This is a genomic window from Aestuariivivens insulae (genome assembly GCF_022662195.1).
In the GTDB taxonomy this organism is placed as follows: Bacteria; Bacteroidota; Bacteroidia; order Flavobacteriales; family Flavobacteriaceae; genus Aestuariivivens; species Aestuariivivens insulae.
Genome location: NZ_JAKMCS010000004.1, coordinates 74,977 through 101,043, shown reverse-complemented (window position 1 = coordinate 101,043; position 26,067 = coordinate 74,977). Strand labels below are relative to the sequence as shown.

General features: G+C 37.4%; 18 protein-coding genes and 1 tRNA gene. 5 read left to right on the top strand and 14 right to left on the bottom strand.

Translation table 11 applies throughout. The features are described 5' to 3' along the window. Positions 1-6: 6 nt before the first annotated feature. The 6 genes from MR062_RS06445 to MR062_RS06420 all read right to left on the bottom strand — a co-directional run bounded on the left by MR062_RS06445 (position 7) and on the right by MR062_RS06420 (position 8,101). Positions 7-588 (bottom strand): DUF922 domain-containing protein, encoded by a 582-nt coding sequence (locus tag MR062_RS06445; RefSeq protein WP_242203273.1) that lies wholly within the window; start codon positions 586-588, stop codon positions 7-9. A gap of 6 nt (positions 589-594) precedes the next feature. After that, positions 595-2,409 (bottom strand): M1 family metallopeptidase, encoded by a 1,815-nt coding sequence (locus MR062_RS06440; RefSeq protein ID WP_242203272.1) that lies wholly within the window; start codon positions 2,407-2,409, stop codon positions 595-597. 81 nt (positions 2,410-2,490) lie between these two features. Beyond that, a complete protein-coding gene (locus MR062_RS06435) occupies positions 2,491-4,098 on the bottom strand; it encodes a S8 family peptidase (RefSeq protein WP_242203271.1) in 1,608 nt (535 codons plus the stop codon). Between the two features lie 20 nt (positions 4,099-4,118). Continuing rightward, positions 4,119-4,979: an MBL fold metallo-hydrolase gene (locus MR062_RS06430; RefSeq protein ID WP_242203270.1), complete on the bottom strand. Its 861-nt coding sequence runs from the start codon at positions 4,977-4,979 to the stop codon at positions 4,119-4,121. 72 nt (positions 4,980-5,051) lie between these two features. Next, entirely contained in the window at positions 5,052-7,256 is a 2,205-nt protein-coding gene (locus tag MR062_RS06425) for a SulP family inorganic anion transporter (protein WP_242203269.1), read from the bottom strand. Beyond that, entirely contained in the window at positions 7,253-8,101 is an 849-nt protein-coding gene (locus MR062_RS06420) for a universal stress protein (RefSeq protein ID WP_242203268.1), read from the bottom strand. Before MR062_RS06420 ends, MR062_RS06425 begins: the two co-directional genes overlap by 4 nt. Before the next feature lie 104 nt (positions 8,102-8,205). Here MR062_RS06420 and MR062_RS06415 point away from each other — a divergent pair, with 104 nt between their 5' ends. Both MR062_RS06415 and MR062_RS06410 read left to right on the top strand, forming a co-directional pair. Then, positions 8,206-10,053 (top strand): cation:proton antiporter, encoded by a 1,848-nt coding sequence (locus tag MR062_RS06415; protein ID WP_242203267.1) that lies wholly within the window; start codon positions 8,206-8,208, stop codon positions 10,051-10,053. Position 10,054: 1 nt separating this feature from the next. Further along, positions 10,055-10,840, top strand: a complete 786-nt coding sequence (locus MR062_RS06410) for a PhzF family phenazine biosynthesis protein (protein WP_242203266.1) — start codon at positions 10,055-10,057, stop codon at positions 10,838-10,840. A gap of 117 nt (positions 10,841-10,957) precedes the next feature. Here the strand turns inward: MR062_RS06410 and MR062_RS06405 are convergent, their stop codons facing one another. From MR062_RS06405 to lepA, 5 genes are all read right to left on the bottom strand, one after another. After that, positions 10,958-13,360: a glycoside hydrolase family 31 protein gene (locus MR062_RS06405; RefSeq protein ID WP_242203265.1), complete on the bottom strand. Its 2,403-nt coding sequence runs from the start codon at positions 13,358-13,360 to the stop codon at positions 10,958-10,960. A gap of 134 nt (positions 13,361-13,494) precedes the next feature. After that, positions 13,495-15,405 carry a 1,4-alpha-glucan branching protein GlgB gene (glgB, locus tag MR062_RS06400; RefSeq protein ID WP_242203264.1) on the bottom strand — a complete coding sequence of 637 codons (1,911 nt, stop codon included), beginning with the start codon at positions 15,403-15,405 and terminating at the stop codon, positions 13,495-13,497. Between the two features lie 3 nt (positions 15,406-15,408). Beyond that, the gene (locus MR062_RS06395) at positions 15,409-16,674 is read right to left on the bottom strand and encodes a glucose-1-phosphate adenylyltransferase (protein WP_242203263.1); all 1,266 of its coding nucleotides are present in this window, start codon (positions 16,672-16,674) and stop codon (positions 15,409-15,411) included. Positions 16,675-16,680: 6 nt separating this feature from the next. Next, complete coding sequence (locus MR062_RS06390) at positions 16,681-18,087, bottom strand: glycogen synthase (RefSeq protein WP_242203262.1); 1,407 nt, start codon at positions 18,085-18,087, stop codon at positions 16,681-16,683. A 529-nt stretch (positions 18,088-18,616) separates the two neighbouring features. Then, the gene (gene lepA / locus MR062_RS06385; RefSeq protein WP_242203261.1) at positions 18,617-20,413 is read right to left on the bottom strand and encodes a translation elongation factor 4; all 1,797 of its coding nucleotides are present in this window, start codon (positions 20,411-20,413) and stop codon (positions 18,617-18,619) included. A 125-nt stretch (positions 20,414-20,538) separates the two neighbouring features. Here lepA and dusB point away from each other — a divergent pair, with 125 nt between their 5' ends. After that, complete coding sequence (gene dusB, locus MR062_RS06380; protein ID WP_242203260.1) at positions 20,539-21,534, top strand: tRNA dihydrouridine synthase DusB; 996 nt, start codon at positions 20,539-20,541, stop codon at positions 21,532-21,534. 267 nt (positions 21,535-21,801) lie between these two features. Here dusB and MR062_RS06375 read toward each other — a convergent pair whose 3' ends face one another. Together MR062_RS06375 and rbfA are read right to left on the bottom strand one after the other, a co-directional pair. Beyond that, positions 21,802-23,019 carry an ABC transporter permease gene (locus tag MR062_RS06375; protein WP_242203259.1) on the bottom strand — a complete coding sequence of 406 codons (1,218 nt, stop codon included), beginning with the start codon at positions 23,017-23,019 and terminating at the stop codon, positions 21,802-21,804. Further along, positions 23,020-23,415, bottom strand: coding sequence for a 30S ribosome-binding factor RbfA (gene rbfA, locus MR062_RS06370; RefSeq protein ID WP_242203258.1), 396 nt, complete (start codon positions 23,413-23,415; stop codon positions 23,020-23,022). It abuts the gene before it with no gap. Positions 23,416-23,491: 76 nt separating this feature from the next. Here rbfA and mce point away from each other — a divergent pair, with 76 nt between their 5' ends. After that, entirely contained in the window at positions 23,492-23,896 is a 405-nt protein-coding gene (gene mce / locus MR062_RS06365; RefSeq protein ID WP_242203257.1) for a methylmalonyl-CoA epimerase, read from the top strand. Positions 23,897-23,972: 76 nt separating this feature from the next. Then, positions 23,973-24,046: transfer RNA gene (locus MR062_RS06360), tRNA-Ile, on the top strand. 82 nt (positions 24,047-24,128) lie between these two features. Here the strand turns inward: MR062_RS06360 and MR062_RS06355 are convergent. Further along, positions 24,129-25,946 (bottom strand): DUF885 domain-containing protein, encoded by a 1,818-nt coding sequence (locus tag MR062_RS06355; protein WP_242203256.1) that lies wholly within the window; start codon positions 25,944-25,946, stop codon positions 24,129-24,131. Between the last annotated feature and the right edge of the window lie 121 nt (positions 25,947-26,067).

Here is a 26,067-nt window from a genome sequence, read left to right as displayed (position 1 = left end):
TAAGATCTAAAGATTGCTTTTTTGACAGGCATATTCTTTAAAGGCTTCTAACAAAGAACCTATATTTTCTGCCCATTTCTTATTTTCATCTAATTTAGCTCCGTGATTAGTTTCTATATCGTATTGCTTTTGGAATGCTCTACAGTCTTTCCATAATTTACTATATTCATTCCAGTAAACAGAAAATCGCTTTTCCTCAATTGTTTTTAACTCAGAAAACCGTTTTCTTATTTTTCTAGCAAACAGTTCTGCTATATCAAAATGAAGTTGTTCATGATTCAATAAGTTTAAATCTTGTGAGACACTCCATGATTGCTTCTTATAGAAATTGGCTGTTACACTCAAAGTCTTATAGTTGAGTATATTGTCGTTATTATCAACAGCTACACTTTCTGGAATAATATCTATTTTATAACTAGTAAGTGCATAGGCAAAAATATCGGGATCAAGTGTGCCAAGAAAATCTTTCCATTTTAGTTTTTGTGATTTGTTCCAAGGAATAACGGTGTCTTTCATTATTTCTTTCCTTTCTTGAGAAAAACTAATCATGGAAACAAAAACACATAAAAAAACAATAGAATATTTCAAAATTTATTACATTTTATTATTAGTCAAATCTACATCAGCCATTAAACCACTGGGATCTATTTCAACAGATTGTACAGGCTTTTTGCTTTGAAATGTATAGGTGGGGTAGGCCCAGGCCCAATCGTTAATAATGGTGGCGCTCGTTGGCTTTTCACCACGCATCATTTGTAGCGGGATATAAAAATCCTCTGTACTGCCATCGGTATACGTAACGGTTAAGTCTATAGGCATAGGCATTAAACCAATACGCTCTAAAGTAACGGTATTCCCTTCAAATGCTTTAACGCCATAATCAATCGTATTTGTGGTTTGTGCAAAATCCATTAAATACCAGTCGAGTTCTAAACCAGACACTTTTTCGGCGGTGCGGATAATATCGTTTGGAACAGGATGGGTAAAGGCAAAATCCTCAAAATATTTCTTTATGGTCTTTTCCTGATTGTCCTTTCCAATAACGTATGCCAATTGTGCTAAAAATACATAGCCTTTATAGTATGCAGATATCGAGTAAGCCTGTCTAAAATTAAATCTGTCGGCGTGTGTGGTTTGGGGTTGTTCTTTACCAGATTTGGCTAAAAATCTATAAACATCATATACGCTTTTCGTTTTTTCTTCAAAGCTATAGTTAAGGATGTGGCTTCCTGCCAACTCGCCAAAATATTCTGTAAAACCTTCATCCATCCAATAATGTTTACTTTCGTTGGTAGCTAATAAAAACTGGAACCAGGTATGAGCCATTTCATGGGCAGTAACTCCAAATAGGCCATCGAATGTACCTTCTCCTAAAATTAGGGTACACATGGCGTACTCCATACCACCATCTCCGCCTTGAATTACAGAGTACTGATCATAAGGGTATTTGCCAATGTTGTCGCTATAAAATTGCATTAACTCAACGGCTTTAGGCTGTAGGTTTTTCCAGTTCTCTAACTTTTCTTTGGGCATAGTGCTCTTATAGAAAAAATGCATTAATGGTCCATTGGGAACCTGCATGGTATCGTGAGTATAATCTGGATCTGCAGCCCATGTAAAATCGTGTACATTAGGCGCTATAAAATGCCATGTTAAGGTTTTGCCCCTAGTCTTTTTAATGGGTTCTGTTTCATAACCGTGGCCTATTTCGTTGGGGTTTTGCAAGTAACCTGTACCGCCAACAACATAGTTTTTATCTATGGTTAGTTTAACATCAAAATTTCCCCAAACCCCATGAAATTCACGTTCTATATATGGGTGGGCATGCCATCCTTCAAAATCGTATTCGGCTAATTTAGGATACCACTGTGCCATCGATAAGGCCACACCTTCCTTATTGTTTCTGCCAGAACGACGGATTTGAACAGGTACTTGGGCATCGAAAAGCATATCGAAAGTTACTTGTTCTCCTGGTTGTATGGGGTTTGCTAAATCAACTTCCAATACAGTTCCTACTGTTTTATAGCTTAAGTCAATGCCATCTTGCTTTAGGGAATTAACATTTATATAGCCTATTTCATCGGGTTTAAGGCTGCTAATTCTATCACCAATTCTCGAATCTGGATCTGGAACTGTTAGCGAGCGTACATCCATTTCACTACCTGGTTGGAAGGCATTAAAGTAAAGATGGTAATACACTCGACGCAAAACATCGGATGAATTATTGGTATAAACCAGTTGTTGTTTTCCTTTATATTGGTAGTTTTTTACATCCATGTCGATTTCCATTTTATAGTCGACATGTTGTTGCCAGTACGCTGGTTTTGTATTTGAAATTGTATGGTTTTGTGATCTACTTGATGTTCCAAATAAAACAAAACAGGAAAGGAAAAACAAACGATATTTCATCTGCTAACAATTTTATAGAGAAGTCTTAAAAGCTTCATTCATAATGAAGCTTTTAAGACAGACTCGTTATTTATAAATTAATTATTTTGCTAATTGAGAGGCCATAATTAAAGCGTTGTATGCGTTAACTATTCTGCCAGATTTACATAATTCTGAAAAAGATCTTATGTCATTAGTATCGCCCCCAACAACCACTTTGGTTTTTAGTGGTAAACCAGAATCCATAATAACCTTTTTTACTTGAGCCGCTGTTAATTTTGGAAAATAAGAACGGATTAAGGCAGCAACACCAGCAACGGCAGGAGCAGCCATAGAAGTACCTCCTTTAGTGTCGTATTCGTTCTCTGGAGTGGTAGAATACACACTTGCCCCGGGAGCAAATACATCAACATTCTTTTTACCATAATTAGAAAAACCAGCCACTAAGTTAGAGCCATATTTTGGAGCTAACGCTCCAACCCTAATATAGCTATTGGACACTTCTACATAATTAACATTATCGTCTGGGAAGTTTGGTTCTACATCGACATCTTTACTGTCATTACCTGCGGCATGAACAAACACCACATCGTTTTTATCAGCATAAGCGATAGCATCCCTTACCCAATCGCTATGTGGCGAATAACTTTTTCCAAAGCTACCGTTAATAACTTTAGCTCCATTATCTACAGCATAACGAATGGCCAATGCCACATCCTTATCGTACTCATCGCCATTTGGTACCGCTCTAATGCTCATAAGCTTAACGTTATTGGCTACACCATTGGCTCCTAACCCGTTGTTGCGCTCGGCGGCAATAATACCGGCTACGTGCGTCCCATGGCTTTCACTTTTTTTAACAGGCATTACATTTCCATTACCATAATATTTGGTGCTCATATCGTCTGGGTCGTCACCGTTTACCCTACCTTTGAAATCTTTGTTAAGATTGTAATTTAGCCTATCGTTAATACTTTCTAAAGCATTGGAAATTTCTTTTAAAGCATCGGCCATGGAGTCCAATCCATTACTAAACATGTAGTTTGCCATTTGAACCGCTTGACCCAATTCCTGGTCTTCAGTTTTTATAGCAGCAACCTCTTCTTTGGTATAATCTTTTTTGCCAAAATGTTTAGTAAGGATGTCATCGGTGCCTTTTACGCGCTGGTATATTTGGTCGTACTGTGTTTTTCTTCCCAGCCATTTTTCGTATTCTTTCTCATATTCGGCCTTAGCAGAAGCATATTCAGGGTTATTGGTATCTCCACTAGCCAAAATGCGCACTAATTCTAATTGTTCGTCATAACCATCTCCTAAAAAGTTCCAACCATGTACATCATCTATATAACCATTGTTATCGTCGTCTTTGCCATTGTTTGGGATTTCATCTTCATTGGTCCACAGCACATCATTAAGGTCTTCGTGGTTTATATCTATTCCAGAGTCTATAACGGCAACTATAACAGACGCTCCTTTTTTGTTTTTTATAATTTCAGTATAAGCTTTATCAACACTCATACCAGGAATGGTATCTTTTATCAAGTCTAAATGACCCCAGTTGTGTTGTTCGGCTTCTGTTAATTCTGAAACCTTTAAAGGTGAAGAGTCTATATTTTCTATTGGAGTGGATATTACAAGAGGTGTGCTTCCACAACCTGAAAGCAGTACAGATACCCCTGCAACAGCTATCAACGATTTTATTGTTTTCATTAAGTATTAAATTTTATTTTTTAATTAAATATATCTGTTGTTTTAAATGTTCTTTTTAGGCGAACCCCTTTTTCGGTATGTTGTACGGTAATAATTTCGTTATGGGCATCGTGTTCCAAAAAGAGGTAATAGTTTTGGTCTGCTGCCTGGTTAAGGAACTTTTCTTTTTCATCCAACGTTAATAAAGGTCTAGTATCGTAACCCATAACATATGGTAAAGGTAAATGACCTACGGTTGGGAGCAGGTCTGCCATAAAAGCAATGGTTTTGCCTTTATAGGATATTAACGGAATCATTTGTTTTTCGGTATGGCCATCGGCCAAAAAAACATCAATGCCCAGATTAGAGTTATTAATAAAATCACTGTTCGATAAAGGCATAAAATGAAGTTGACCACTTTCTTCCATGGGCCATAAATTTTCCTTTAAAAAAGAGGCTTTTTCCCTTCTGTTGGGTTGGGTAGCCCATTGCCAGTGGTTTTTATTAGTCCAAAACTTTGCATTCTTAAAGGCTGGTTCATAACCTGTTCTGTCCTTATTCCATTGAATGCTCCCACCACAATGATCGAAATGCAGATGGGTCATAAACACATCGGTAATATCATTTTTATGGAACCCATATCGAGCCAAAGATTTTTCTAAGGTATGATCGCCCCATAAATGGTAATAGCCAAAAAATTTTTCCGACTGCTTATTGCCCATACCTGTATCTATTAAAATAAGGCGGTTACCGTCTTCAATTAATAGACATCGTGCGGCAAGGTCGATCATGTTGTTGGCATCGGCTGGATTGGTTCTTTGCCACAAGGCCTTAGGTACAACGCCAAACATGGCGCCACCATCCAGCTTAAAATTACCGGTTTCAATAGGGTATAAGTTCATAAGGCGTGCAAATTAACAAATATCTATTAAAGCACTAAAAATGTTAAGAATATATTAAGAAAAGAATTGTAATTAAACCTTTATTGATAATATTACATCCTTGAGGCGTTTGCCAAAATCTAAAAGAGCCTTTATTTCCTTAATGCTGGCCAAACGCTCTTTGGAAAAAATTAATATGGCCTGTCCATTGGATTCGACATGGTAGTATGGGTTGCTTTCAAAAAAGTGAATGAGGTCATCATTGAAAAACTTACGTATAGCGGTTTCATTGTCACCCAACAAGTAAAAGCGGTTAGAGAAATCTATATGGTCTTCAAAAGGAATGTCCTTAAACCCGGCAAAAGCATACATCTTTTCTAAAAACCCTTCTCTGTCTAGTGTGAACTCGGGAATGCTCTTTTTTAAATTAATATGAAGCATGGTAGTTCGTATTACCTCTTTGGCTATGAATTCACCTTCCGAAAACTCAATGTCAAACAGGCTTATGGTTTTATCTTGATGAGATAATTCATTATATATATGACTGATACTTTTAGTATTGAAAAACAAAAAATCATTTAAAAAGTGAACTTGTTTTTGCTTTTTAAAGTTGTAACTAAGATTATAATCTTTTGCAAGCGTTTCCATATGGGTTTGCCTACGTGTTAGACTATTATTAATGAGATTGGGTACAGGTAATAGCCTTCTTAAAGCAAAAGGATGATTGGAATCTGTATCATGCATATCCAGCCCAATCACATCAAAATGGCCACCTTTCTTATTAAACAACTCCTGATAGTTGTACATGTTTTCCATAACAGTATGGTCAACAAATTCACAAAGCGAAAAGTCAACAATTATATCTTGGTCTTCGGGCACTACATCGAGGTGCTGTTTAAGGCGGTAGTAGTTTAAAAAGCTACAAAAATGTTTTACACTAACGTAGTAGTTATTGGTATTTTCCTCTTTATACATTAATACGTTTGGTTTTAGCACATTTCTTATAAACAGACCAATACTTTTACTTAAAATAATATGAATTAAAAACGTAGTTATTACTCCAGCTAGAATTCCCGAAATAAGCCCTATTTTTAGTGTAACAATAAGCGTAACAAAGAAAATAACAAGTTGCTCTTTACCAATAGAGAAAATTTTGGTTATTACATTAGGAGATGCCAATTTATAACCTGTGTACACTAAAATAGCCATTAAAGCAGGTAAAGGTATTCGGGTTAATTGTGTACTAAACAGTACAATAAACAAAATAAGAAATACCGAATGAAAAAAATTGGACGATCTATTTGTGGCACCATTATTAACATTAACCGAACTTCTGGCAATAACGGTTACAACATTAAGACCTCCCAAAAACCCACTACCCACAGTAGCTAAACCAAGAGCTTTTAAATCCCTGTTAACATTAGAACGCCGCTTTTCGGGGTCTAACTTATCTACTGCTTTTATACTTAATAAGGATTCTATGCCAGCTATTAGGGTCAAGGCCAAAACACTACCCCAAAACGATAGGGTAGTAACTTTATTAAAATTAGGAATAGGGATATCTGAAATAATGTGATTAATGGTAGGAATACCAGTAATCATATACTCCTTTGCTATGGGGTTATGTTCATGCAATACCAATTCGAAATAATAACTAAAACAGATGGACAGAATAACAATCCACATAGGGGCAGGGATAAGCTGCAGGTATTTGTTACGAAGTTTTGAATAAAACAGCATGATAGACAAACTAATAATCCCAGCTAATGCAGCAAAGATGAGCCCTTTATTTTCGTAATGTAGGGCGTCGTTAATAGAAAAAGGTATCTCTATAAGATAGTCTAGAGTATCTTCACGCTTAATTCTGTGGGCTAACATAATATGAAATTGCTTCCCTAAAATAATAAGCCCGATAGCAGCTAACATACCTTGAATGGCCGAGGAGGGAAAAAAATCGGCTAAAGTACCCATCCTAAAAAAACCTAAAAGGATAAGCAAAATTCCAGAAAAAACAATGGCAATATAAGCAGATTCTAAGCCAAGCGTCGTAATGGCAATTAAAATAACACCAACCAAACCATTTCCCGGACCTGCAATGGTAACATGGCTGCCTCCAAAAAAAGCAACAACAATACCTCCAATAACGGCAGAGATAATTCCAGCAATAGGGGGAGCATCACTGGCCATGGCCAGACCAAGACCCAAAGGCAATGCGATTAAGCTTACCACAAAACCAGAAAATATGTTTTTTGGTAAGGTCTTAAAAAATTCTTTAATGTTGTTTTTTTTCGGACTCATTGAAGAATCAGTACATCGGTTGGTAATTCGGTTAAAATGTGTTCAATGTCATGCGGAAACAAACGATCCCAAAATGTCATTTTACTAGGGGCGTTCATCACCAATAAATCGGCACGCGATATTTGGGCATAATGCCCAATAGTGTACCCTTGTTTACCAAAAATTGGTTGTGATTTTATAAGTATGTTTTCGGTATATCGTTTTGGGATGCTCTCTATAATTTCTTTAATTCTTGAATTTTCCCTTAGCTTTATGCGTTCCTTCATAATATTAACCCGCCTTAAGGATTTATCATCATCAACCTTCACTGTAATGGCATCTTGCTTAATCTCTTCAACGATTGTTAATTTTTCGGCATCAAGCATTTTAGCTACATAGAAAGCACAGGTAATTGTGTTTTTAGTTTTAGGGTCTTTTAACCCATTTACAACAATATGTTTACAGGGCACTCTTTTTACCGAAGGTTTTATAAGCAACAAAACAGAGCATTTAGCCTGTCTTGTGATTTTTCGGGCGATAGAACCCACGTAATATTTTAAAAACTGTTCTCGTTGAACTGCCCCAAGAATTAGCAGATCTATGTTTTTTTCTTCGGTAGTCGATAAGATAACCTGAACAGGGTCGCCAGGTTTAAAAACGGCCTCATACTCTAATCCTTCTTTTTTAAAGGCGTTAAGTATAACTTTTAGGGCTTTAATTTTATCATCTGAAGCGTTACCAACATGAATTAAAAACAATTTTGATTTAAAGAAAACAGACAACCTTGCTGCTTCATACAGGTTTGCTTTTAAATTAGGTGAAAATGCCACGCCAATACCTATGCTCTTAAAAGGGTTCAAGGTCAAAATATGTAAAACTTTAAATTCTAAAAGCTGAAAGATAACATTTTTTAAAAATATAAAATCAACCGTTTTGTTTAAATTAGTGCTTTTTAAATGGAATATAGCTTATGTTAGAACTTGCAGGAATTATTATTTTAGGAATATTGGCTCAGTGGTTTGCTTGGAAATTTAAAATTCCTGCCATCCTTCCGTTAATTATAATTGGGCTATTGGTTGGGCCAATTGCTGCCGAGTACTTTTCCGAAGATGGTAGTAAGTGGATAGAACCTATTTGGAATGGAAAGCAAGGCCTTTTTCCTGGGGAAGGCCTTTTTTATTTTGTATCGTTAGCCATTAGCATTATTTTATTTGAAGGCGGATTGACCTTAAAGCGATCTGAAATAAAAACACTAGGGCCTGTTATCACCAAATTAATAACCCTGGGGTCTGCTGTTACCTTCTTTGGAGCGGGTATTTTGGCCCATTTTATTTTCGATCTAAGCTGGGAAATTTCATTTCTGTTCTCAGGGCTTATTATTGTTACAGGGCCTACGGTTATTACGCCAATACTTCGGAATATTCCACTAAAGAAAGATGTTTCGGCCGTACTAAAATGGGAAGGTATATTAATAGACCCTATAGGTGCTTTGGTTGCTGTATTGGTGTTTGAGTTTATTAGTGTTGAAGGCGATAGTGGTTTTACTAAAACAGCATTAATTGAGTTTGGTAAAATCATTCTTTTTGGAACTACTTTTGGATTTACATTTGCCCATGCATTGGCTTTTGCAATCAATAAAAAACTGATACCCCATTATTTATTAAATGTAGTGTCTCTTTCCACAGTATTGTTGGTATTTGTAGAATCTGAAATTTTCGCCCACGAATCTGGTCTACTAGCTGTGGTGGTTATGGGTATGGTATTAGGGAACAGTAAGCTTAAAAATATTAAGGAATTGCTGTATTTTAAGGAATCGTTGAGTGTTTTACTTATCTCCATCCTATTTATTCTTTTGGCCGCTAATATCAACATTGAAGATTTAATGTTATTGTATACCTGGAAAACCGTTGCTATTTTTTTAGCAGTTATACTGTTAATAAGACCGCTAGCCGTTTTTATAAGTACGGCAGGATCACACCTTAAACTCAACGAAAAACTCTTTATAAGTTGGGTAGGCCCAAGGGGGATTGTTGCTGCTGGTATCGCTTCTCTTTTTGGCAGTAAACTCATTAAGCAAGGTGTGCCAGGAGCAGAGTATATTACGCCTCTTGTATTTATGATAGTTTTAGGGACGGTGTTATTAAATGCAACCACAGCACGGTTATTTGCTAAATTGGTTGGCGTGTTTTTAACCAAATCGGAAGGGATACTCATTGTTGGGGCTTCTAAAATTTCCAGGTTGATAGGGCATTATTTGGAGTCTAACGGAAGGCATGTGGTATTAATTGATAGTAACGAACGTAATGTAGAAAAAGCCAATGAAATGGATTTGGAAGCGATTACTACAAATATATATTCAGACACCTTAATGGATAATATCGAGTTAAACGATATGGGCTATTTAATGGCCTTAACCGGGAACCCAGATATTAATAAATATGCAATTAACAAGTTTGGAGAGCAGTTTGGTGAAAACGGTTCATTTAGACTGGTTACCCCCCAAGAAATGTTAGACGATAACTATAACCCTAAGGAGGGATTATTTTCTCATACAGACGACTACAATGCGTTAATAGAATTGACAGCTAGGCATCCTTCAATTCAGGAAATAGCATTGAATGATAAAGATCATTACGATAAACTTATTGAAATCACCAATAATGATCAGGACACCATTCCTTTGTTTATTAAAGATACAGATGGAGAGTTACACATAATCTCTTCGCACAATCTAGATATAGATACTATTCAAAAAGGGTTTCAATTGGTATACTTAGGAAAGCCTTTCGATGCCGAGGAAATGCAAAAGTTAGTTTAACATGCGACAAAAAATATATCAAATCGATGCGTTTACAGATAAGGTTTTTTCTGGAAATCCAGCGGCAGTGTGCCCTCTTGAAACCTGGTTAGAGGATGCTATTTTGCAAAATATAGCGATGGAAAACAACCTTGCAGAAACCGCCTTTTACGTTAAGCAAGGCCATCAATATGAAATACGATGGTTTACACCAGAAGTTGAAGTAGATCTCTGTGGACATGCGACATTGGCAGCAGCTTTTGTGTTGTTCAATTACGAAAACCATACTGAAAACAAGATTGACTTTTATTCTCCACGAAGTGGTGTCTTGACCGTTACCAAAAACGAACAACTATTAACTTTAAATTTTCCAGTAGACACCATAGAAGCAGTTCCATTATCTAATGAAATAACCCGTTGTTTTGATCTAGAACCACAATGGGCTTATAAGGGCAAAACAGATTATTTATTTGTGTTTGAAAATGAAAACGATATAAGAACAATAACCCCCAGATATAGTGAGATTTCAAAATTAAATGGTCGCGGCGTTATTATAACGGCTAAAGGGAACGCTGTTGATCTTGTGTCACGATTTTTTGCGCCCCAGTCTGGAATTAATGAAGACCCTGTAACTGGCTCGGCACATACTACCTTAACGCCCTATTGGTCCAAACAACTAGGTAAAACCCAATTAACAGCATTACAGCTTTCCAAACGAGGCGGGTATTTGCAATGCAACTACTTAAATGAAAGGGTTGAAATATGTGGGCAATGTAAGCTGTATTTAATTGGGGAGATTTATTTGTGAATCCTAGATATATTCCAAAACAGAAACCTTTAAGAAATTTTTATGCCAAGCTAAAATGTCACACTTCAGCAATGCTCAGTGTGACATTTCAGTTTTCTACTTTTTAATTTCTTATGCCTAAGCCATAATATGTAGCTCGGTAAACTCTTTAGTAAGCACCAAAGTGTTATCTCCATTTAGCTTAATATCTTTAAAGGCTATTTCTTCATTATCGATTTGCACTTTCGAAATTTCAAAAGGCAACCCATGAAGGTTCAATTTAAAGGTCTTATAGGTAGTTATAAATTTACCCGATTTATGCTGCTGAATAATCAATTCCTTTTTCTTGCCTTGTAGTTTGAAAGTCCTTAAACTGTACCTGCCTTTTATATAGTCGTAACCATCGGTGGCATCTTCGTACACTTCAGAGGTTTCTTTGCCTAATTTATAGTACACGTCTAGCAACAATTCATCAACAACTTTTTCGCCAACATACTGCTGTACAGGGTATTTAGGGACTATAGCGCCTTCCTTAACAAAAATGGGCATGCTATCTAAATCGGCATCAACCCAAAGCTCCTGGCCTCCTGTTACGACCTCATCGGTCCAGAAATTATACCATTGCCCTCTTGGAACATACATGCGTCTTCCTTTTTGGTTTGGCGCATTAATAGGGCATACCAGTATTTTTTCACCAAAAACAAATTCGTCATTTCTATAATGGGTTTGGGAATCTTCTTGATCGTAAAGCACCAATGGTTTTAGAATAGGAATACCCTCTTCGGCATACCTCCAAAACGCGGTATATAAGTAAGGTAGCAATTGGTATCTTAGCTCAATAAACTTCCTTACAACATTGGTAATATTGTCACCAAAGGCCCAAGGTTCCTGGTCGCCGTGATCACCAGAGGAATGGGTTCTACAAAACGGATGGAATATACCTAACTGAATCCATCTGGCGTATAGTTCGCCGTTGGGTTGTTCTGCAAATCCACCAATATCTGAGCCTACAAACGAAAACCCGGACATGGCCATACGCTGTGCCTGTAAATTGGCTATATTGAGGTGATCCCATGAAGCCACATTGTCACCTGTCCAGCTAGAGGTATAGCGTTGTGTTCCAGAATATGCAGCCCTAGTTATTACAAACGGACGTTTAGGATACGAGAATTTCTTTAACCCTTGATACGTAGCACGTGCCATTTGCATACCATAAACGTTATGTGCTTTTCTATGGCTGCAAGGGTTGCCATCGTAATCGTGACGTACATCGTTAGGGAATGTCTTCCCAGGAACGTCCATTACCGCAGGTTCGTTCATATCGTTCCAAACACCATTTACGCCTATATCTTCAATAAGTTCTTTGAACAAATTAGACCACCATTCTCTTACTTCAGCACGTGTAAAATCTGGAAAATAGCACTCGCCTGGCCAGACTTTTCCTTTCATATAGGGGCCATCGGCACGTTTACAGAAATAGTCCTTTTCAAGTCCTTCTTTAAAGACACTATAGTCCATATCTATTTTAATACCTGGATCTATAATTACAATGGTTTTAAACCCATCTTCGGCCAATTCTTTAACCATGCGTTTAGGGTCTGGAAAATATTCCTTGCTCCATGTAAAGCAACGGAATCCCTCCATGTAATCAATATCCAAATAAATGGCATCACAGGGGATTTGTAATTCCCTAAATTTAGCCGTAATCGCTTTTACATTCGATTCTGGATAGTAGCTCCATTTACATTGATGGTACCCTAAGGCCCAAAGTGGTGGCAGTGCATGTGGTTTTCCAGTTAAATCGGTGTAATTGGCAACTACTTCAGACATTTCTGGACCATAGATAAAATAGTAGTTCATTTCTCCACCATGAGCCCAAAAACTGGTAATGTTTCTACGTTCCTGACAAAAATCGAAAAAGGTTTTAAAGGTGTTGTCAAAAAAGATACCATAAGCCTTTTTGTGGTGTAATCCAGTATAGAAGGGTATCGCTTTATAAATGGGGTCGGTGTCCCTGCCGTAGGCATAAGAATCGGTTACCCAGTTTTCAAAACGCTTTCCTTTTAGGTTATTATCAACAGGTTTGTCACCTAAACCATAATAACTTTCCCCTGGCTGTGCCGCTTTAGACATTTTAACTATATCACTACCCAGCTCATAGCTTTCTTCCCAATGGAATCCCAATTCGTCTTCACAAACAAGTAAGTTGTCCTTAGCGTCAAAAATAGATATTCTTAAATCTGCTTTCGAAATGTGACAAATAAGCTTTGAGGTTGTAATAATGTATTGGTCTTCATCTTCGGTTACTTCAAGATGGTTATACCCTCTACTGGCATATTTTGTAATGGCATAAGAGAAATCGTTATCAAAAATACCTGTTGTGGTATATCTAAAACGTAAGATACTATCGCGACGAACGGTAACTTGTAAAACAACGCCATTTTCGGTTTTAAATGAGAGTACGTTAAGGTTCTTTTCGTATGAAATTATTTTGGAAGGAAACAGGTTCCCTTTATGTTCTAGTTCTGTATTTAATATCATAAAAGATGAAATTAATTAAACAACGAAAGTAAAAAATATATTAAGTTTTAAGCCTTTATATTTAGTAAAAATACAGCTAATTGTTTGCGTTAAAATCAAACAATTAGCTATATAATCATAAAAGTATCAATATATTAAGGCTGAAATTGGAAAATAGCGACCCCTAGCGGAGGAAGCGTAATTTTAGCCGAAAACGTTTTTCCGTTCCAAGGCTCTTCTTTTATAGTTAGGGCACGTTTATTAGATACCCCACTACCCCCAAATGTTGTTTGGTCGCTATTGAAGATTTCTTTAAGTTTCCCCTTTTTTGGTAAGCCTATTTTGTAGCCTTTCCTAGCGGCTGGCGTAAGGTTGCAAACTACCACGACATCATTTTTAGGATCCTTCCCTTTTCTTATATAGGACATGACACAGTTTTGGTGATCGTCGTAACTAATCCATTCAAACCCATCGTGGCTAAATTGTTTTTCAAATAGCGCGTGGGTTTCTTTATAAAAAGAATTAAGGGCTTTAAAAAAGGTTTGAAAGTTTTTATGTGGTTCGTAATCCAATAGGTTCCAATCTAAGCTGCTTTGGAAGTCCCATTCGCTGTATTGGCCAAACTCCCCTCCCATAAACATTAGGTTTGTTCCTGGATGCGTAAACATGTAACTGTATAACAAACGTAGGTTGGCAAAGCGTTGCCATTCGTCTCCTGGCATTCTGCCTAAAATAGAGTTTTTGCCATATACCACTTCGTCGTGAGACAAAGGCAACATAAAGTTTTCTGTAAAGGCATAAGCTAAACTAAAGGTAATATCGTTTTGATGGTACTGCCTGTAAATAGGATCTTTTTTAAAGTATTCCAACGTGTCGTGCATCCATCCCATCATCCATTTCATGCCAAACCCCAAGCCACCTAAAAATACGGGCTTGGAAACGCCGGGAAAGGCTGTTGATTCTTCGGCAATGGTTTGTACATCGGGGAACGATTTATAGACTTCTTCATTTAATTCTTTTAAAAAGGCAATCGCCTCCAGGTTTTCCCTACCGCCATAAACATTGGGCTCCCATTGACCGTCTTCCCTAGAGTAATCTAAAAAGAGCATAGATGCCACGGCATCGACCCGCAATCCATCGGCATGGTATTGTTCCAGCCAGAATATAGCGTTACTTATTAAAAAGGATTTTACCTCATTGCGCCCGTAATTAAAGATCAAGCTTTTCCAATCTTGATGATAGCCTTTACGGGGGTCGGGATGCTCGTATAAGTGTGATCCATCAAAAAAGCCTAGGCCATGGGCGTCTTCTGGGAAATGCGATGGTACCCAATCTAAAATAATGCCTATATCGTTTTGGTGTAATTTATCGACCAGATATTTAAATTCCTCGGGGTAGCCAAATCGGGATGTTGGTGCAAAATAGCCTGTTACTTGATAGCCCCATGACGGATCGTACGGAAACTCCATAATGGGCATAAGCTCGACATGGGTAAAGTTCATGTCCTTAACATAGTTTACCAATTCGTCTGCCAGTTCGTAATACGACAAAAAGCGGTTTTCTTGCACTTGTTTTTTCCACGAGCCTAAATGCACTTCATAAACCGAATAGGGCGCATCTAAAGCATTGTGCTTTTTACGCTTTTTCATCCATTGGTTATCTTTCCACTTATAGTTGTCGTCCCATATTATTGATGCTGTTTTGGGCGGATGCTCTGCCCGTCTTGCATAAGGGTCGGCCTTTTCGGTTATAATACCGTTATGGTGTGAATGGATTTTGTACTTGTACAAATTACCTTTGCCCACATGTGGAATAAAGCCTTCCCAAATACCTGAAGCGTCCCACCTTACGTTAAGTTGATATTCCTCGCCATTCCAATAATTAAAATCACCGATAACGGAGACTTGCTTGGCACTGGGTGCCCATACTGCAAAATAGGTGCCTTGAATACCGTCTATGGTAAGTGGGTGCGACCCAAATTTTTCATATAAACGGTAGTGTTTTCCCGCTATGAACAGGTTGATATCGAACTCAGAAAAAAGAGTGTGGGCTATTACGTTTGTCATATATTAAATTACAGTTCCGTTGGGGATAATAGCCCCTTTTTTAATAACAATAATACCGTCTCTTACGACATAGGTATCTGTTTCGGTATCTTCAAGGTGTTTCCCGCCATTTATTCTAACATCATCACCTATACGGCAATTTTTATCTATAATGGCATTTTTTATAAAACAACGCTCACCTATTCCCATAAGGATTTCGACTTCGTTTCTGTTTATATCCAAGGTGTTTTCGTAGTGATCCGAACCCATCATGTAGGTGTTGATTACTGTTGATTCTTCACCTATTCTAGAACGGATTCCAATAACCGATTTTTCTATCTTGGCAGCACTAATTATACAGCCTTCTGCAATAACTGCTTTTTCCAACATAGTTCCCGATACTTTTGAAGTTGGCAACATACGGGCCCGGGTATATATTCGTTTTTTCTTGTCGTATAAATCAAACTTTGGAATGTCTTCGGTAAGTCCAATATTGGCCTCAAAGAACGATTCGATAGTTCCTATATCGGTCCAGTAACCTTCATATTGATAACTAAGGGTTTTGTGTTTTTCGATATTTTGAGGGATAATTTCCTTACCAAAATCTATGGTGGATTGATCATTCATTAACTCAATTAGTAAATCCCTGTTAAAAATATAGATACCCATTGAAGCCAAATAATTTCGCCCTTGAGCTTTCATATCATCACTAACATCCGATGTCCATTCGGGTAATAAACTGGCGTCTGGTTTTTCAATAAAAGAGGTGATGACGTTGTTTTCATCTGCTTTTAATATCCCAAAACCAGTGGCATCTTTTTCGTTTACCGGAATAGTCGCAATGGATATTTTGGCACCGCTTTCTTCGTGGGCTTTTATCATTTTATCATAATCCATTTGGTACAACTGGTCGCCAGAAAGGATTAGGGCATATTCAAAATCGTGCCTTACAACATGGTGCATACTTTGGCGCACGGCATCGGCAGTACCTTGAAACCATCCTTTGTTTTGCGGTGTTTGTTCAGCTGCCAATACATCAACAAAAGCCGAACTGAAAAAACTAAAATGATAAGTATTCTTTATATGGCGATTTAATGAAGCTGAATTAAACTGTGTTAAGACGTATATACGTTTTATGTCTGCATTGATACAATTTGAGATAGGAATATCTACCAATCGATATTTTCCAGCAATAGGAACCGCAGGTTTTGACCTTTTTTCTGTAAGGGGGTATAATCTGGAGCCTTGACCGCCTCCTAAAATTATGGATAAGACTTTGTCGTTTATCATAGCGAGTTAGTTTATAGAGTTATACAGTTTAATATATTGACTTGCTGAAGCATCCCAAGAATGGTCTATCTTCATTATTTGTGTTCTTAAAGCCTTAAACCGAGTTTGGTTTTTATACAGCTGGTCTCCTCTTTCAATGGCATGGGTTATTTCATCTACCGTAACATGGTCATGGCATATACCGAAGCCATTATCTTCTGAGATATCAGTTACCGTATCCTTTAATCCACCAATGCTCCTTACAATTGGTATGGTGCCATATCGCAGGGCATACATTTGGTTTAACCCACAGGGTTCTACCCTAGAGGGCATTAACAGAAAATCTGCTCCTGCATAAATGATATGCGACAGTTTTTCATCGTAACCAATAAAGGCATTGTAATGCCCTTTAAAGGTGTCTTTTAAAGCTTCTAATTGGCTTTCGGTGTCTTTATTGCCAGAGCCTAAAAGGAGTATAGATAGGTCTGGATTTTGTAATGCTATTTTAAAGGCTTCAGGAAATAAATCGGATCCTTTTTCGCCAACCAACCTTCCTATAAAGGCAAAAAGAGGCTTGTTGCTATCTAGGCCAAAGGTGTCACATAGATGTTCTTTATTGGCTTTTTTTCCAGGGTCAATGGTTTTTTCGTTGTAGTTCTTAACAATATAATCGTCGGTTTCAGGGTTCCAAACCTTGGTGTCTATACCGTTTAAAACACCTATACATTTGGTACTTTCTTGAGCTAATAAATGTTCTAAACCATTGGCGTTGGTTTTTAATTCCTCCATATAACTAGGCGATACCGTAGTAACCCTCCAGGCACATTTTATGGCTGCTGCTAAAGGGTTTATTTGACCGCCCCAATCTAGCAAGCCTACATTATTAAAATTAAAAGGCGGGATTAAATTTACGTTATCATGAGAGAACCAGCCTTGGTATTGGGCGTTATGTATGGTTAGTATGTTAGGGATTTTTCTAAAGGCTTCATATTTATGGCTCTCTTGAAGCATAAAAGGGGTCAATCCTGTATGGTGGTCATGGCAATGGATAACATCTGGTAAACTGTCCCAGGTAAGCATCCAATCCAAAGCTGCTATTTGAAAGGCCAAAAAGCGTTTGGTATCATCAAAGGAATATACATAATCCTTAAATATTAAATCAGGAACATCGACAAAGAAAATATCGAAATCCAATACATTTTCACTAAGCTTTAAAATACGGAACTGGTATTGTTCTTCACCTAAATCCAATTCCGATTCAAATATTGGGGTAAAGTTATGTTCCTTTGTAAATTTTACATCGTAGAAAGGCATGATTACTTGAGATGAGGTCTCTGCAGTATTTTGGTATTTTGGTAAAGCACCAACAACATCGGCAAGACCACCAACTTTGGCAACGGGATAGCATTCAGCACTTATATGGATTATATTCACAGGCTTTGGTTCTTAGTTGAAATAATGTGCTTTGAAGCACAAAATTTTTCGGTTTCAAAAAAACAAACAGGTTATTAAGTTAGTATTACGGATTGTTGGATTAACTGTAAATAACCTTTAGTAAATTACAACAAAAACATAAAACAATTGAATTTCACCATTCCTAATCCCGAAAACGCTACAAAGAGAAATCACATTAGATTTAAAATCAATGATTTAATGTTTTTAAGGTTTACTATGATTAATTGAATACAGGTTAACACATAATAACCATTAACTTATTAACTGATAACCCCAAGCCATGTAATTGCTTGGATGTGTCTTTAAACATACAAAATTATTGCATACTTTCTTTGCCGAACCACTATTTTTAAAGAAAATAAAGGTTTTTATGTGATTGATTAATAATATTCTCGAAAATGAGATATTGTTAGTTAAATACTTACAATAATCGCAATCATATAATTAAAAAATGAATAAAATTTAGATAGAAAACTAATAGGTTGGTAGTTTGTAATAACGCTAATTGCTAATCATTCAACTTCAATACAGCCATAAACGCCTGTTGTGGAATTTCAACATTTCCTACTTGACGCATGCGTTTTTTACCTTTTTTCTGTTTTTCCAACAGCTTACGCTTACGCGAAATATCACCTCCGTAGCATTTGGCGGTAACATCTTTACGAAGCGCTTTAATGGTTTCCCTAGAAATAATTTTAGCCCCAATAGCAGCTTGTATTGGAATATCGAATTGCTGACGCGGAATAAGCTCTTTTAGTTTTTCGCACATCTTTTTGCCAATATTCTGTGCATTATCGGCATGTATTAAGGCCGAAAGGGCATCGACGGGTTGTGCGTTCAATAGAATATCTACACGCACCAGTTTGGATTGTCGCATACCAATAGGATGATAATCGAAAGAGGCATAGCCTTTTGAAACGGTTTTTAAACGATCGTAGAAATCGAAAACTATTTCGGCCAAAGGCATATCGAAATTAAGCTCCACCCGATCTTGCGTTAAATAGGTTTGATTGGTAATCATCCCCCGTTTTTCAATACACAAGCTCATGACGTTGCCCACAAAATCAGCCTTGGTAATAATGGTGGCTTTTATGTAAGGCTCTTCTACACGATCTAATGTTGAAGGATCGGGAAGGTCGGTAGGGTTATTAACAATAATGATATCGTCTGGATGCTTTTTAATATAGGCATGGTACGATACGTTAGGAACCGTAGTAATAACGGTCATATCGAACTCGCGCTCCAAACGTTCTTGAATGATTTCCATATGGAGCATTCCCAAGAACCCACAACGGAAACCAAAGCCCAAAGCTGCAGAACTTTCGGGTTGAAATACTAAGGAAGCATCGTTAAGTTGGAGTTTTTCCATTGAGGCACGAAGTTCTTCGTAATCTTCGGTATCGACAGGATAAATACCAGCAAACACCATAGGTTTCACATCCTCGAAACCAGAAATAGCATTCTTGGTAGGGTGTTTGGCATCGGTAATGGTATCACCAACCTTAACCTCTTTGGCTTCTTTAATTCCTGTAATAACATAACCTACATCGCCTGCTTTTATTTCGTTTTTAGGCAATTGTTTGAGTTTAAGTGTACCTACTTCGTCTGCAAAATAGGTTTTTCCCGTAGCAATAAACTTAATATTCTGGTTCTTTTTAATGGAACCGTTTATCACCCTAAAATAAGTTTCCACGCCACGAAACGGATTATAAACCGAATCGAAGATCAAAGCCTGTAAGGGTTCATCGGGGCTGCCTTTAGGGGCAGGGATACGCTCTATAACGGCGGCCAATATATTATCAACGCCAAAACCTGTTTTACCACTGGCGTGAATAACTTCTTCGGGGTCGCAGCCCAGTAAATCTACAATATCATCGGTTACTTCTTCGGGGCTGGCACTAGGCAAGTCCACTTTATTTAATACGGGAATAATTTCCAAATCATTTTCCAAAGCCAAATAAAGGTTGGATATGGTTTGTGCCTGAATGCTTTGTGCGGCATCCACAATAAGCAAAGCACCTTCGCAAGCAGCAATAGAACGGGAGACCTCGTAACTAAAATCGACGTGACCAGGGGTGTCTATAAGGTTTAATATATATTGTTCACCTTTGTACACAAAGTCCATTTGTATGGCATGCGATTTAATGGTAATACCACGTTCGCGTTCCAGGTCCATGTTGTCCAATAACTGGTCCTGTTTTTCCCTATCGGTTACCGAACCCGTAAAATCCAACAAACGATCGGCAAGGGTACTCTTACCATGATCTATATGTGCTATAATGCAAAAGTTTCTAATGTGCTTCATAAGTGGAATCTATGCCTAGATTGAATTTGCAAATATAGCTGATTTTTTGTTCAGACTTGCTAGGTTTTTAAGGTTCTGGGGGGAGATTCAACAAAAAAGAGTAATTTTGCACCAAATTTTTAAGCTTGGTAAAAATAGATCACATAGAACTGCCCGATTTCCCGTTGTTGTTAGCACCAATGGAAGATGTTAGCGATCCGCCGTTTCGTGCGCTTTGTAAAGAACAAGGTGCCGATGTGGTGTATACTGAGTTTGTGTCCAGCGAAGGCTTAATACGTAATGCTGCCAAAAGTGTTATGAAGCTGGATATTTATGAGAAGGAGCGCCCTGTGGGCATCCAAATATTTGGGGCCAATCTGGATAGCATGTTGCAAACTATTGATATTGTTGAAAAGTCGAACCCCGATATTATTGACATTAACTTTGGTTGCCCTGTTAAAAAGGTAGTGAGCAAAGGTGCTGGAGCTGGAATTTTAAAGGACGTTTGCCTTATGGAACAGCTTACTGCCGAAATGGTGAAGCGTACCAATATTCCCATTACGGTAAAAACACGCTTGGGCTGGGACCATGATTCCATTAGAATTGTTGAGGTTGCCGAACGGCTTCAGGATGTGGGCTGTAAGGCCATTGCCATTCATGGGCGTACCCGAGCCCAAATGTATAAGGGAAATGCCGACTGGAAGCCTATTGCCGAGGTGAAGAATAATCCGCGTATGTACATTCCCGTATTTGGTAACGGTGATGTGGATACGCCTGAAAAGGCTGTGGAAATGCGTGACAGCTATGGGCTGGATGGGGCTATGATTGGCCGTGCCAGTATTGGCAATCCGTGGTTTTTTAGGCAGGTGAAGCATTATTTTGAAACGGGCGAACATATGGCTCCTATTACAATAGAGGAGCGTGTGGAGGCCGCACGTAGGCATTTGCAAATGGCCATAGATTGGAAAGGGGAAACCTTAGGGGTTTTTGAGACCCGCAGGCATTACACCAATTATTTTAAGGGGATTCCGCATTTTAAGGAATACCGTACCAAAATGGTAACCAGCGATAGGCCCGAGGATGTGTTTGCTACTTTCGATGAGGTCTTGGAAAAGTTTTCGGATTATCAATTTACGGAATAATTAGTTTACTTTTCTGTTTGCCTTTTGAAAGGATTGATTGAGATTGATAGGGATTGACGGAGATTGAAGCCTTTGTGTTAATAAATGGCACTATCCCGCAAGAGCGATAGTAGCGGCAGCTTTTTTAAAATATCCAGTAAGGGAGCCAAAGCGCAAAGCATCAAGAACCAAGATGGCTAACAATTATAGTTGTTGAAAAACCTTGAATATTTTAAAAAACTATAGTGGATAGCGCGGTGCGCCATAAGCGCACTTGCCCAAAAAAAATTAATAATCCTGTACCAGATTTTTAGTGATCCTTGCGGAGGCTATTCTGGAAGCCAAAATGCCTAATACCGAAATCGTGAACAGGACTATAAAAATGTTAACGATTTTTATTTGTACTGGATAGGGCAATGTGGGGGTTATGAACACTTTTAATGCTATGGGGCCGTAAAGCTGGTTTAAGGTTAGTAACAGACCTACCATTATACCAATGAGTCCGCCCAAAATGCTCATTAGGCTACCTTGAATGAAGAAGACTTTACGAATATCCTTTATTGTAGTACCGAGGTTAAATAGGGTTTGCAGGCTGTTCCTTTTGTCTAAAATCATCATGATGATGGACCCAATAACGTTAAATAGCGCAATAATAAGCACTAGGGTAAAAATGAGGTAAACGGCCAAGTTTTCGGTGTTTAACATTTTGTACAGTGCGTCGTTGAGTTGTGCCCTGTTTTTAAGAATTACTTTATCGCCTAAAACGTCTTGTATTTGTTGTTTTACTATAGTCTCATCGGCGCCATCCTTGAGTTTAAACTCTATGGCCGAAATTTGATTGGGTTGGTAGTTTAATAGGTGTTGTGCCAAGCTTAAGGGAGCAAACACATAGGTGTCGTTTAGGGTTTCGTTAACCGAAAAGACACCAACGTTAACCGCGTTAACGGCATTGAACGCTTTTTCGGCAGAGGTGATTTGCCCTTTTCCGGGCTTGGGCACATAAATGCTAATGGTTTTGTTATAGTCTAAAACACCAAAGGAAAGGCTGCTGGAAATGCCCGAGCCCACAACAATCTGGTTTGTTTTTTCCCTAAGCCAATTGCCTTGTTCCAATATTGAATCGACGGTATTGACCCGTTTAAAATTATCGTCAACACCTTTTATGGAAGCGCTGGGGTAGGACTTATCGTCTGATTTAATAAAAATACGCTCCTCAACAACTTTCGAGTAGGCTATTACGTCTGAAATTTGGTTGAGCTTAAGGGTTTCTTCTTCGGTTAAAACGAAGGATTTTCCAATAGCGGCCTGGGCCTTTAAATCGGGGTCTATAATGGTTGAAAACTGAAGCGTAAAGTCTTTTAATCCGGCAAAGCCCGATAATACGACAAATAAGGATGCGGCTCCTAAAACAACGCCAGTTAATGCGATATAGGATATAATGTTAATAGCATGGTTGCTGCTCTTGGAGCGTAGGTAGCGCTTTGCTATGTAGAGTGGGACATTCAACTACGATTTTTTTCTTTTGTCGAGCAAGTCTGGATTTGCAATAGGGTTATCCTTTCCTTTTAGGGACTGCTCTATTTTATCGATGTATTCTAAAGAGTCGTCAATAAAAAACTCCAATTGGGGCATACGGCGTAATTGGTGCTTGGTACGCTGTGCCAGTTCATGCTTTATTAAGGGGGCATTAGAGGTAATGCCCTCTAATATTTCGGCGGCTTTATTGTTAGGAAATACACTTACATACACTTTGGCAACGGACAAATCTACAGTAACCTTTACTTTGGATACCGAAATTAAAATGCCCCGCATCCCTCCTTGTGTAGCAGAGTTTTGAAGGACTTCTGCTAAATCGCGCTGTAAAACGGATGCTATCTTTTTTTGTCTTTGACTTTCTTCCATAATGCAAAAGTAATTGATATTTAAAGATTATTTACCTTTACGTTTAAAATTTACTGTATTAACACCTTGGAACTAAATGAATAAAATTGAACATATAGGTATTGCCGTTAAAAGTCTGGAATCGTCTAACGCGCTATTCTCCAAATTATTTGGTAAGCCACATTATAAAATAGAGGCTGTGGAAAGTGAGGGGGTTAATACGTCGTTTTTTCAAATAGGGCCCAATAAAATTGAACTTTTGGAGGCTACAAATGCAGATAGCCCTATTGCCAAGTTTATTGAGAAAAAGGGCGAGGGCATTCACCACATTGCGTTTGATGTTGATGATATAGAAGCAGAGGTATCCCGTTTAAAAGAAGAGGGTTTTGTTGTGCTTAACGAAAGTCCAAAACTAGGGGCCGATAACAAAAAAGTGGTTTTTTTGCACCCTAAAAGTACCAATGGGGTGCTTATAGAGTTATGCGAAGAGATAAAGCCATAAAATTTCTTGTAGAGTTATAAAATATGTAGTAATATTGCACACTCTTTTAAAAGAGCAATATTAGTGTAAACTAATAGGTCCTATAACTCAGTTGGTTAGAGTATCTGACTCATAATCAGAAAGTCCCTGGTTCGAGCCCAGGTGGGACCACGATTTGAAATCGTAAAGCCTTGTAAACACTTTGTTTACGAGGCTTTTTTATTTTAAGTGGGCAATATTGGGGGGTGAAATATTAATAAGAGTTAATATATTCATCTACGAAGTTTTCTAAAACATTTAGAGGAATGGATCCATTTGAAAGAACAACTTCGTGAAACTCACGAATGTCAAATTTATCTCCTAAAGTATTTTTTGCTTTTTTGCGTAATTCTAAGATTTTCATCATTCCGATCTTATAAGCTGTTGCTTGGCTTGGCATCACAATATGTCTTTCTACCATCCTAATAATATCTAATTCAGGATTTGGGGTATTATCCATATAATATTTTATTCCGTCTTCACGTGTCCATTTCTTAGCATGAATTCCAGTATCTACAACCAATCTACACGCTCTAAATAATTCCCACTCCAATCTACCAAAATCTGAGTAAGGATCGGCATAAAAACCCATTTCTTTTGGGAGATACTCTGAGTATAATCCCCAACCTTCTACATAAGAGATATATTTTATATGTCTTCTAAACATAGGAACGTTTTCCAATTCTTTCTGAAGAGAAAGTTGCATGTGGTGCCCCGGCAATCCTTCGTGGTATGCCAAGGCTTCCATTTGGTATGTTGGCATAGATTTCATGTCATATAAGTTAACATAGTAGATTCCTGGCCTAGAACCATCTTCTGTTGGCGGATAATAAAAAGCTTTTCCAGCCGATTTCTCTCTAAATGGTTCAACTGCTTTTACTATTATATCAGCTTTGGGCTTAGTGATAAAGAAATCATCCAATCTTGCTTTCATACTATCAATTAGATTGGATGATTCCTTTAAATAAGCATCTTTTCCTTTTTGATCTTCTGTATAATAGAATTGTTTGTCTGTTTTAATGAATTGAAAAAACTCTTTTAAGCTTCCTTTAAATCCAACTTTCTCTCGTATAACATTCATTTCTTCATGAATTCTATCGACCTCTGCTAACCCTATATTGTGGATTTCATCTGCTGTTAAATTTGTTGTAGTTGTTCTATTTAATGCATTGTTATAGAAGGCTTCGCCATCAGGAAATTTCCAAACACCATGATCGTTATTAGCCCTAGTCTTCTGTTCTTTGGTAAAAGAAATAAGTTTTTCATATGCAGACTTAACAGAGGTTAAAAGAGCCTCTCTTGCTTGTTTTTCTAAATTAAATTTAATTTTGTCATCAGCATCTAAGTTGTTCACTTTTTTCATAAAGTCTTTCAGCAACGTACTTTCCTTGTTTGATTTATCAAATGGTTGACCTATTAAAATGTTTTCTGAATCTTGAATCACTTTGTCATATACAAACTTTGGGGGCATAACACCTATTGCCTCACGTTCTTTTAAGTTTTCAACTAATTGAGTAAAGTATTTGTTAAAACCATTCAATCTAGAAATATAATCTTCTGCATCTTTAATATTATCTATTTGATGCATACTTATTAAAACTGATGGCAGCCAAGATTGTGCTCCATACATTTGGTTTACAGGATAGTTGTACAATCTGTATTTATAATCTGAAATATTATTTTCAATATTTTGCTTAAACAGTTTATAATTTAATAACGCATCTTTAGAAAGTGCATTGGTATTAATTGAGTCATTTAACCATTGTAATTCTTCTTTCTTTATCATTAACTTTCTTTCATCGGCAGAAGGAGAAATATCATCCAATTCTCCATAATCTTTTTTAATTCCCAGTAATGTTTGAAATTGTGGGCTATTATCTAATTTTCTTTCGAAACTCATTTGAAAAAAGTCATTTAGCTTTTTAGACTCTGCTGCAATCTCAATATATACTTTTGTGTTTTCCTTTTTGCAAGAAATGAATAAAGTAACTGAACAAAGAAGCAGTATTAGTTTTAATAATAAGTATTTCATTTTTTCTCTCTTAAAAATCAACCTATAAAAGTTCACTTTTGGCTGACGTTAAACAGTAGGTATGCCAAAACACAATTAAGTTTGTTTTTATAATACTTTCATTATAAGGTGATTTTGTGTT

Bases quoted from the DNA above. Each gene is read 5' to 3' on its own strand.
- MR062_RS06440 (WP_242203272.1), bottom strand. From the start codon at position 2,409: ATGAAATATCGTTTGTTTTTCCTTTCCTGTTTTGTTTTATTTGGAACA.
- MR062_RS06435 (WP_242203271.1), bottom strand. From the start codon at position 4,098: ATGAAAACAATAAAATCGTTGATAGCTGTTGCAGGGGTATCTGTACTG.
- MR062_RS06430 (WP_242203270.1), bottom strand. From the start codon at position 4,979: ATGAACTTATACCCTATTGAAACCGGTAATTTTAAGCTGGATGGTGGC.
- MR062_RS06425 (WP_242203269.1), bottom strand. From the start codon at position 7,256: ATGAGTCCGAAAAAAAACAACATTAAAGAATTTTTTAAGACCTTACCA.
- MR062_RS06415 (WP_242203267.1), top strand. From the start codon at position 8,206: ATGTTAGAACTTGCAGGAATTATTATTTTAGGAATATTGGCTCAGTGG.
- MR062_RS06410 (WP_242203266.1), top strand. From the start codon at position 10,055: ATGCGACAAAAAATATATCAAATCGATGCGTTTACAGATAAGGTTTTT.
- MR062_RS06405 (WP_242203265.1), bottom strand. From the start codon at position 13,360: ATGATATTAAATACAGAACTAGAACATAAAGGGAACCTGTTTCCTTCC.
- glgB (WP_242203264.1), bottom strand. From the start codon at position 15,405: ATGACAAACGTAATAGCCCACACTCTTTTTTCTGAGTTCGATATCAAC.
- MR062_RS06395 (WP_242203263.1), bottom strand. From the start codon at position 16,674: ATGATAAACGACAAAGTCTTATCCATAATTTTAGGAGGCGGTCAAGGC.
- lepA (WP_242203261.1), bottom strand. From the start codon at position 20,413: ATGAAGCACATTAGAAACTTTTGCATTATAGCACATATAGATCATGGT.
- rbfA (WP_242203258.1), bottom strand. From the start codon at position 23,415: ATGGAAGAAAGTCAAAGACAAAAAAAGATAGCATCCGTTTTACAGCGC.
- mce (WP_242203257.1), top strand. From the start codon at position 23,492: ATGAATAAAATTGAACATATAGGTATTGCCGTTAAAAGTCTGGAATCG.
- MR062_RS06355 (WP_242203256.1), bottom strand. From the start codon at position 25,946: ATGAAATACTTATTATTAAAACTAATACTGCTTCTTTGTTCAGTTACT.